7 protein-coding genes and 2 pseudogenes are annotated in these 10,595 nt (G+C 33.5%); 7 read left to right on the top strand and 2 right to left on the bottom strand.

Annotated elements, in window-relative coordinates:
• Positions 1 to 246 (top strand): annotated as a pseudogene (locus AB5123_RS12985) (hypothetical protein); the annotation flags it as partial.
• 78 nt (positions 247 to 324) lie between these two features.
• Here AB5123_RS12985 and AB5123_RS12980 read toward each other — a convergent pair.
• Together AB5123_RS12980 and AB5123_RS12975 are read right to left on the bottom strand one after the other, a co-directional pair.
• On the bottom strand, positions 325 to 1,626 hold the full coding sequence (locus AB5123_RS12980) for a sensor histidine kinase (protein ID WP_117859531.1): 1,302 nt from the start codon (positions 1,624 to 1,626) through the stop codon (positions 325 to 327).
• The gene (locus tag AB5123_RS12975; protein ID WP_181979766.1) at positions 1,623 to 2,339 is read right to left on the bottom strand and encodes a LytTR family DNA-binding domain-containing protein; all 717 of its coding nucleotides are present in this window, start codon (positions 2,337 to 2,339) and stop codon (positions 1,623 to 1,625) included. The genes AB5123_RS12980 and AB5123_RS12975 overlap by 4 nt, the downstream gene beginning before the upstream one ends.
• A gap of 224 nt (positions 2,340 to 2,563) precedes the next feature.
• Between AB5123_RS12975 and AB5123_RS12970 the strand changes: the two genes are divergently transcribed.
• From AB5123_RS12970 to AB5123_RS12945, 6 genes and pseudogenes are all read left to right on the top strand, one after another.
• On the top strand, positions 2,564 to 2,989 hold the full coding sequence (locus AB5123_RS12970; protein WP_117859529.1) for a hypothetical protein: 426 nt from the start codon (positions 2,564 to 2,566) through the stop codon (positions 2,987 to 2,989).
• A 156-nt stretch (positions 2,990 to 3,145) separates the two neighbouring features.
• On the top strand, positions 3,146 to 7,117 hold the full coding sequence (locus AB5123_RS12965) for a vWA domain-containing protein (protein ID WP_288163411.1): 3,972 nt from the start codon (positions 3,146 to 3,148) through the stop codon (positions 7,115 to 7,117).
• A 10-nt stretch (positions 7,118 to 7,127) separates the two neighbouring features.
• Entirely contained in the window at positions 7,128 to 8,108 is a 981-nt protein-coding gene (locus AB5123_RS12960; RefSeq protein WP_117893744.1) for a WG repeat-containing protein, read from the top strand.
• Entirely contained in the window at positions 8,105 to 9,094 is a 990-nt protein-coding gene (locus tag AB5123_RS12955) for a WG repeat-containing protein (RefSeq protein ID WP_117893741.1), read from the top strand. The genes AB5123_RS12960 and AB5123_RS12955 overlap by 4 nt, the downstream gene beginning before the upstream one ends.
• Positions 9,091 to 10,056, top strand: a complete 966-nt coding sequence (locus AB5123_RS12950) for a WG repeat-containing protein (protein WP_256321036.1) — start codon at positions 9,091 to 9,093, stop codon at positions 10,054 to 10,056. The genes AB5123_RS12955 and AB5123_RS12950 overlap by 4 nt, the downstream gene beginning before the upstream one ends.
• A gap of 105 nt (positions 10,057 to 10,161) precedes the next feature.
• Positions 10,162 to 10,595: pseudogene (locus AB5123_RS12945) on the top strand (hypothetical protein); the annotation flags it as partial.

The raw sequence follows: 10,595 nt of genomic DNA, 5'->3' as shown, positions 1-10,595 counted from the left end.
CCACAAAAAAAGACTGCTGTCTTGCTTTTTGGCAAGATCGCAGCCTTTTTTCTTGGGGACTTTTTTTACAGCCCCTTGTTTAAAGTTGCTGTTGAACTCGGTGCAGTATCACATATGCTTGCGGCCGTGCATGACATTGATGATGATACAATGATAAAACTCCGTGCTATGTGTACAGATGAGGTCAAGAGAATTAACGGTATCATTAATTTTGAAAAGGCGGTAAGGTATCAGAGGCCTGATTAAAAATATATTACCAACCGCTATAATATATAAATAATATAAAGCCATTGAAAAAAGCAACGTTTATCAATGGCTTTATTTCTATTTCACTTTAAATTCAATTTCCAACACAAAGGTCGGATATTGACTCGATATTATCATTTGTCCGTCCATTCTCTCAACAGTTCTTCTAATATTACTTAGTCCAAATCCGTGATTCTTTCTGTCAGCTTTTGATGTTTCAGTTACAGCGTTATTATCAAGATTGGGATTTGATATACGAATAATCTGAATAAGTTCCGAAGCAACACATTTAACATCAATAATTTGTGTCTCGTCTGAATCAATTTTAGAACAGGCTTCAATTGAATTATCTAATGCGTTAGATAAAATGGTACAAAGGTTGGAAACAGATATTTCATCTGAAACAGAACCGTCAAATATAATCTTACAGTTATTTTTTTGTGCTAATTCATTTTTGTCTGTAAGTATTGCGTCTGCAATTTGATTTCCGCTGAAAAACTTATTTGAATCCAAGATTTCTTGATTGGTTATACTTTTAACGTAACTAAGTGCCTCATCATATTGTTTGTTGTTCAAAAGCGATTGCAAACATATCATGTGATTTTTATAGTCGTGACGAAATTCTCTCAGATCGTCTGTCAACTTATTGATCTTTTTATAATGTTCAACTTGCTGCTCAACCTGCTTTTCCATCAGTAATGATATGTTTTCGAAATACTGCTTGGATATGCAGTTAAAAAGCAGATAAATAATAAGCACCATAAATATCGGAACAATTAAAACAGCAGAAAAATTGATAATATTATTACGGATTTTAACCCTTTCAAAATCGATTGGAATACAACCAAACATTTCCCCGGACAATAATAATGCCACTAATATCAGTACATATAAATGATCAGGTATTATTTTCAATCCCGATCTGATCATATTTTTTCTCTTTCGCTGAAGCTTTGTAACCAGTAAAAGAGATATGATATTAAAAATAACAGATACTCCTTTTGTGAGATACGTCTGATTATAATTTATTGAAAACAACTCAAGTATGATACAACTTAAAGACTGCATAATCGAGTCAATTATTAAAAACATGGCGGAAACATATATTGCTCTTTTTTTCTTCTTATGAAATATTAACGCACAGGCAAATATTAATGAGTAACTTAATAGTGAACTTATCAGAGCAAGCGGAAGGTATTTATCTGTAAATCTACAGTAGCCGTTTATACCGCTGAATATTAATTGCAAGCCCACAGCTATAAAGCCTGCTTTTTGATATACGAAATCGTCTGATATTAGTTTCAAAATATTGTTAATATTTATCAGGTTAAAAAAACTCACTAAAACAAAAATAGTTGTGTATATTGATGTAAGAATCATAATAAACCTATACTTTCCCTTTTCATGAAATCAAAATATGTTTTCTGAAATTCTTTATATTTTATTTTAGACAGTAACGCTTTTTCACCTGTGGAAAAAATGATCTCATTTTTGGAATAATTGGTTATATACTTCATATTCACTAAAAAAGAGCGATGTGATCTGAAGAAAAAATCACTGGATAATTCTTTTTGAAAAGCTGAAAGAGTGTCCGCATATTTATAGCATTTATCAGATGCATAAATCAATGTGGATACATTTTCAGCCTGTGCAAAAATAATATTCCGTTCAAGTATACGGTAATTAGCTGACTGTTCTGTATTACGAACCAATACAGTAAAGCGGTTGCTTTTTTCTCTGATAAGAGAATTTAACGCTTCGTACAGTTTTTCCTTTTCTATAGGTTTTATCAGAAATCGGAAAGTTTTTACTTTAAGACTGTCAAAAACAACATCCTTGTAACTGCTGGCAAATATCACATGAGTATTATTATTACGCTGTCTCAAAGCCGAAACGGTATCTATCCCGTTTTTATCCTTCATTTGAAAATCCATGAAAATTATATCAAAATCTATTTTAGACGCTAACAGATCAACCCCGTCTTTATATTCATAATATAAAAAATCGAGACCTTTTTCTATTGAATATTTATTCAGTTGCTCAATCAGCGATTTTCTGAAAAACTCCTCGTCATCGCAAATTGCAATATGCATTGTCTCTCCTCCCATATACATCATAATTATATTATACATTATTTCAGTAAAATTTTCAAGCTATTTCGACATTCACTAAAAAAAAGGGGGGCTTTACTAGTTTTTTATAGATTTTTTGCAATTGTGATGTTATTTTTATGACAACACATTGCAAAGGGGGGTTAGCTATGTTTTATGATTTTTGGTATTTAATAAACAAATTATTTAAATAAGGCGGTGCAAAGATGCAGGTGATTGAGCATCAATTTTTGCATTATAGGAACGTGTTGTCATATATTACTCAAATTGACGATGATGATATATCTTTCTTTGTTGTCGGAGTTAAGAATAATATATGCGTTCTTGATCTAAAGCTAAACGGCAAAATAGTTTTTACGAAAAAGGACAATTTCATGGAATTTGTAATTCCTGTAAATAAAAAATTTACAAGCAATCAGCATTACGAATTCAAATCGGAGTTTAAATTAGTCAATGCGGTAAGAGTAAGGCATTACGGTTCATTTTCTACAATAAAAAATAAGGTCGATGATTTAAAAGCGTATATTGAAGAACATTCGTTGACTCCGGTAACACAACCGTACTACATGATTCAGGATTGTAAAAATGAAATTTATGATGTTTTTATCGGAATAAGTGAAAATATTTTGTAAAGTAAAATCGAGGCTGAATGATAATTTTGCCTCGATTTTGTTCGTTCACTAAAAAAAACAGGGGTTTTACTAGTCTTTTGTGGCGAAAACTCTATTTTTGTGTTAAAATGCATGAGTCAGTAGTCTAACAAGAATTAAAATTATGGAGGTAGAAGAATGCTAAGACAACATACTAAGCAGCATTTTAAGCGTGGACTTTCAGGCATTATGGCAGCAGTCATGACTGCTACCTTGATTCCAAGCTTGTCTGTATTAGCGGATGATGAAATTAAAACCGTAAATTACAGTTTTTTATCCAATACGTTTAAAGTAAGTGGAACAACTGTTAATATTAACGGCGATATCGACAGTAATTCAGATCTGAATTTCTACGGAAATACTGTTTCTGTAGCAGGCAATTGTTGCTATATGGGAAATATCAACAATTACTGCGGTAATCTTTCTTACAATAAAGAAATTCAGAAAGATGAATCAACGGCATTCCCTGATATTGGAGATGGTCTGAATTATATTTTCAACTTCTTTGATACAGATTCGTACAAAGACGGCGTAACTTTCAATTGGCAGGAAACGCTTGATATGGGAGCTACCTATTCAAACGAAGGAATTGCAGCCTACGGAAGAACGATTTCAACCAAAGACATTATCGGAGCTAAAAACAGTATCTCATTTAATTCAACAGATTTAACAACTGTAGCAAATGCAGAATCATATATATATTCTTCAAATGGAGATATCAGTATTCAGGCAAATACAGTTGACTTGAACGGACTCATTTATGCTCCTAACGGAAAGGTACTTATCAGTGCAGGAAATATTGATTTTGAGGGATTGATAATTGCGGACGAAATTGAAGTGAACGGAAATGATGTAACGTTATCGGCATCACCGTTCAATTCCTATAATATTGATTTCTTAACTAATATTATAAATGACGCCCGTATAATTACCGTTGCTGATTATTATCTCGATGAATCAAAAATGACGTTATCATGGGATACAAATCAGTATGGCAATAATTTTACAATTTGGGCATCTTATGACGGCGGAGATTACATAGCGATTGCCGATACTGATGAATGTACCTACGATTATATTGCTGAATCCGGTTATCAGACCATAGACTTTTATGTGGAACAGGAATTGTTATCTGGAAATAAGATGATTTCTAACACAGTATCATTGACTGCAAATGAGAACGGCGAGTACGAGGTATATATGGAAGATTCCGACGGCGATGGTTTATGTGATCCTTTGGAAGATTATCTTGGTACAGACAAAAATAATGCAAATACTGACGATGACGGTTTAACCGATTATGAAGAACTGTATTATACTCAGACTGATCCGTTGAAATATGATTCTGATGACAATGGAATTTGCGATGCAGATGAGGATATTGATGAAGACGGTTTATCATTCAGACAGGAGCTTGATTTAACTACCGACCCTTTCAACAATGACACTGATTTTGACGGACTTTCCGATGGAGATGAAGTTAATGTGTACGGAACTGATCCGCTGAAAAAGGATACAGATGACGATGGTCTTATTGACGGAAAAGAACCGGAATATTCTTGTGATCCGTTAAATCCGGATTCAAATTATGACGGAATTCTTGACGGTGATGATACATATACTGTTACTAAGAAATCAAAAGAAAGTGATTCAAAGGTTTCGGTTGAATTAACAATGGATATCCCGGGAAAAAGCATTGGCAGCTTAAGCATTGACGAAGTACCTGACGATGACATTTTTCTTCCTGCTCAGATGCCGGGATTTATCGGAAACGGTTTTGATTTCTATGTTGACTGTGAGTTTGAAGAAGCAACTATGAAATATACATTTGATGAAAGTTTGCTTGATATTGAAAATTTCGAGCCTGCTGTGTATTATTGCGATGTTGTCAATCAGAAAATGGTGCTTCTGGAAGAACAGGTCGTTGATCTTGAAAATTGCACCGTAACAGCTAAAACAACGCATTTTTCAAGATACATTCTACTAAATAAAACGGAATTTGAGAAGATTTGGGACAATGACTTTATTGATAACTCTACTGACGAAGCTGGCAACAAGGTCGGTATGGAAATTGCACTTGTGATAGATTCATCAGGAAGTATGGGCTGGAACGATCTGTCAGGCATTAGGAAGGATGCCGCTAAAGAGTTTGTTGATAGCCTTAGAGATGAAGATAAAGCTGCAATTATTGATTTTGACCATTATGCATACACATATCAGGGGTTGACAAACAATAAAAAATTACTGTATAATGCTATTAATAAAATTGATGATAATGGCGGTACATCTCTTTCAGCAGGAATGTCAATGGCATTGGACAATCTTCTTAATTCGGCTTCGGACGCTAAGAAAATAATTATTATGCTCACTGACGGAGTAGGTGATTATGACAGTAAGTATACTACAATTGCAAGTAATAATGAAATTACAGTTTATACAATCGGTTTAGGCTATGACATTGACAGCGTTCTTTTAAATAATATTGCTACTGCCACAGGCGGTAAATATTATCACGCAGATAAAGCGGAAGACTTAAAGGACAACTTTGAGGAAGTTCAGGAGGATATTGGAACTAAGGATACAGACGGAGATACATTGCCTGACGTTGTTGAAGAAAATCTTTATTGGTTTAATGGAGTTTCTCTTTCAGCAGCCAATAAACCATCTGATATAGATTTATTCTTGGGCTTTAAATCAGATGATCCGAATACTTTCTATAAATATTTAAATGATGGTCAGCTTGTAAGAGAGTATAAACAGATTTCAGAAAATAGATATGAAGCAGTCCTTAAAGATGGTGTTATATGGGATATTCCATCTTTCCAAGAAAAGTTAAATGAAAATAAAAAAGAGATAGTTGATAAATATGTTGAAGAAGTTTGTGAGCCATTAACTGAAGCGGGAAATATACTTGCCAGTGATTCAAATTTAGACACTGATCAAGTTGTGCATCATATGTTATCCTATCATTCAGGTTCGCAAAAGTATAAATGTGAATATTGTGAATATGAGATTGAATCCCCTGAGTTCGAGGATAATTATATTTTAGACGAAAATGATAAATTTATGGTATATTCTTTAAATGCCATGAAAGAACACTCTAACGACAAATCTGAAAAGCAAATGTTCGAGTGTGCTATAACGGCTATACGTGAAGAATATCTCTCGTCCATTAATAACTGTAATCACGCTGTTTCAAACGGAAGTCACAATAATCAATTATTGCTCAATAAAGCATGTACAGAATATAGCGCTTCAGATGTGTATGGTAACTATCTGAATCCCCAGCTTTGTACTATTGGATATTCATCTTATAAATTAACTGACTATAATTTGTCTATAGAAATTTCTGACAACAATTTTGGAGATGTTTTTGTAAGTTCTGTTGAAAATTGCACTGTTGATTGGGAACAAGTCGGCGAAGATTTAATTCCTATTTTTAAAACAGCTTTTGAAAAATATATTAAAGACTATGATGTGTATATAACTACATTGGGCTATGATATCGATGGCATGATAAAAAATGTATTTAATGATGAATTTTACAAAGAGCTAGCAGTTAAAACAAAGAATTTAATACAAAAAACATACCTACATGATCTTAGAGATGATTATGATAATGAAACAGTAGCATCGCAGTTTCAAAAGGATTTTGTTTCTTGTGCAGCTTCATTAATTGAGAGTTTATGCCCAGAGTTAAAAGCAGGACATTTTGCTGTAAAACTATCTATCGAAATAGGCAAATTCTTAGCCACAAGAATAGTAAATTTACTTCAATGTGCAACAGAACTACCTGGAAACAAAGAAATAAGTATTATTTATCATGCAAAAGGCAGCACAATGGTTTTTGAATCACAAATGACTTCACAATTTGCAATAACTTTTGTAGACAATCTTAAGGTAGTAAATAATGTCAACGATTATATTTCAAATAAACTATCTAACTTTGGTTCTAGTTCTAATGTTGAAAATGGCTGTTTTTCTATAAAAAATAATGGATATACTATGAGCCCGAGATTCGGTAATCAAAACAGTGTCTATCATTTTTATACATATAATATGCTTAGAAATATTGTTATAAATCCAGAGTATAGATATTATCAAAAATAGGAGGCTTTTCATGAGAATCGATAAATTTATAATCTCAATCTGTATAGTTATTATGTTCACTGCCTGCGGAAATGCTAGTAAATCATCTGAAACCACGTTAAGTTCAAATGATGTTTCGATAAGCGATTCGACTTCAAAAAGTGAATCTGATGAAACAGTTAAATATGAGTATAAATCAACGGAAGAACTGCTGAAAAACAGTCTTAATAGAGCTGGTAATGGTTTTGTTGCCGTTAATGATAAAAATGATATTCCAGATTTTATAAATGAATTGCTAGTACCATTTCATGATGATGAATATTTATGGGGATACAAAACAATTAAAGGCGATGTAGTAATTGAACCGCAATTTGATACTGCATATGATTTTGATAATAATCAAGCAGCAATAGTCTATTATGAAAATGGCGAGTCTACTGTTATAGACAGTAAAGGAAATAATATTATTCCAATAGGTGATTATACACAAATAATAACCGAGGGCGGTATTATCAATCTTTATGATGGAAATGATGGTGTTGAACGTTTTTATGATTATAGCGGCAATGAACTTTCATTGGAGGAATTTTACCAAAAATTCTACAGTGGAGTAAACGATATAAACAAATTGAATTTAAGGAACAATTTTGCGAATAACGAAAACGGTAATGATAATAAAACTAAAAAATATCTGCCGTTTAGTGAGGGTTATCTCCCATTTGAAACCAAAAGTGGCGTAGGGATGCTTGACGCTAACTGCAATATTGTAAAGACGTTTAGTGATAGTAATATGATCACTTGCAGATCTAATGGATATTTTGGCGTTGGGTTCATGGGTGATGTTAATTTCTATGATACAGATTTTAATTGTGTAACCGAAACACTTGATATTGGCTTATTTAGACCCAAAAGTAGCGTAGTATACCCTGGTGGCTATACATATATCTATTATGCAGATGAAATATTTGTCATAAAAATCGCCCCAGAATTGTATGAAGAGGTATCACAATGAAAACTAAGATAATATGCGTATTATGCTGTACGGTCGTGGCTTTTTCAGCTGCGACTGCTTGCGGCACATCGGACGGTTCAACTGAAAAGGCTTCAAGTTCAAATGATGTTTCGTCTAATGAAACAATATCTGTAATTGATTCCGAACTGGACAATGAGTTGCTGGAAAATAAGAAAAATGTTGCGGGAAACGGAGTGATATTTATAGAGGACAGTGCAGATTATCCCGACTATATATATGATATATACATACCATATCAGGATGTTTCAAGTGGCCTGTGGGGATATTGCGACGTGGACGGAAAAATTTTGAAAGACGCAAAATATGCAGTTGCTTTGGGTTTTTATGATAATGTAGCATTTGTATGTGATGATAAATCGGGAGAATATTATCTAATAAATAAGAACTTTGAACCTATATCCGATAAAAAGTATGACGATGCATCTTATTTCACAAACGGAACAGCACAGGTTATGGATGATACTGGAATTTATTCAATAAATTCAAAGGAAGAAAAGACTGACTGTAATTTTTGGGGTGAATTTACACAGCCAGATAATGGTACAGGACCGTATGGAAATATATTAGGCGGAATTATTGACGGAGTAACATATATATCTTATAGCGAGGATAAAATAGGTGCATTCTCTCAATCAGAAAATTTTGCTGCATATTATGATAAGAATAACGCTGAACTCGCACACTTTGATGGATATTCTTCATGTACAAATTTCAGTAACGGATATGCATTTTTAAACGGAAGCACAGTAATAAATAGTAATTTTGAGATAATTGGCAATGCAGAGTATTTTGTAAGCGGTGAAAGTTCAACATTTTATTCAGAGCTTTGGTCAAGCACTTATTCTGATACTCATGTATATGATGGAGGCTATTTTATCGGTTCAAATGATTTTGAAACGGATTTGACCCAAAAATATAAAGTTATAAAAATTGCTCCGGAGTTGTATGAAGAGAAATCACAATGAAAACTAAGATAATATGCGTATTATGCTGTACGGTTGTGGCTTTTTTAGCTGCAACCGCTTGTGGCACATCGGACGGATCAACTGAAAAGGCTTCAAGTTCAAATGATGTTTCGTCTAATGAAACAATTTCTGTAATTGATTCCGAACTGGACAATAAGTTGCTTGAAAATGAGAAAAATGTTGCGGGAAACGGCTATATAATCATCAATGATGAAAATGATTATCCTGCATATGTTAAAGATATTCGTTTTTTTAATAATGATCACACAAAGACTTTGGATTTCTGGGGCAACCAAATTTCTGAAGGCAATATTTTAGGATATACTGATGCGCTTTCGCCTTATCGTGATGAAAACGGTAATATGGGTTATGTTGACTTAGACGGCAATATAGTCATTGAACCCAGGTTCGATAATGCATACTATTTTTGTAACGGAACAGCCGAGGTATCAGAAAATGGTGAGACATTTTATATTGATATTAATGGGGAAAAGACAAACAACACAAAATATCAAGGTTATAATGGTAATATAGATAACGACTCAATTTGTGGCGTTTTCACGGGTGATTATCTTGTGTATATTAACAATAACGATAACGGTGAAAAAACTTATGGATATGCTGATAAGAATGGAAATGTCACTAAATTTGAAAGTTGTAAATTGGGTTCGTTTTTATATGGATATGCGGCAGTTGTAGAATCAGATGGCTTTGGTGAAGTTCATATTATCGATGAAAACTTTAATACCGTTGCCGATTTTAAAGATGATGTATTGAAAAATGAGAATTCCGGTTTTGAAATTACATCAGATAATATAGCTTTTTTGAAAAATGAAATAGATTATATGTGTGGTTTTAATTATATACTGTCAGGGGGATATTTTGTATTTCAAGAATCAGTATATAATTCGGGAAAAATGAAAATAGTTAAAATCGCTCCGGAATTGTATGTAACCAAATAATATGTTCCTAAACAGTGAATCATATAATATTTAAATGGCAATCGCCGTACAGAGTTAAATCTGTGCGGCGATTTTTTTGAAATTTTTAATACGAGGTGATATAGTTTGGCTTTATCTCAAATAATCGTCACAAGCCGCTACCTGAAAAGCGGTACACAGAAAAGTAAAAACAAGCGCAGAAATTATACAAAATATATCGCAACCCGTGAAACAGTTGAAGTTCGTGATCAAAATACTATTGACAGAAATAATAACGCTACAAAAAATCAGCAAGAACTGCTTCGTGGTCTGCTTTCAGATTTTCCCGAAGCTCAAAGATACCTTGAGTATGAGGACTACACTGCGAACCCTACTGTAGAAAACGCTTCGGAACTAATCAATACGATAATTGAGCGCAACGCCGACGTCATTGGCAACCGACAGAATTTTGTCGGGTATATGGCTATGCGTCCGGGCGTTGAAAAGAGAGGTTCGCACGGCTTGTTTAACGAAAAGGACGAGCCAATAATTCTGAATCAAGCGGCAAATGAGATAGCTGA

It is taken from the genome of Ruminococcus sp. RTP21204st1_B2_RTP21204_210225 (genome assembly GCF_040914135.1).
In the GTDB taxonomy this organism is placed as follows: Bacteria; Bacillota; Clostridia; order Oscillospirales; family Ruminococcaceae; genus Hominimerdicola; species Hominimerdicola aceti.
This window is presented reverse-complemented; position numbering and strand designations above follow the sequence as displayed.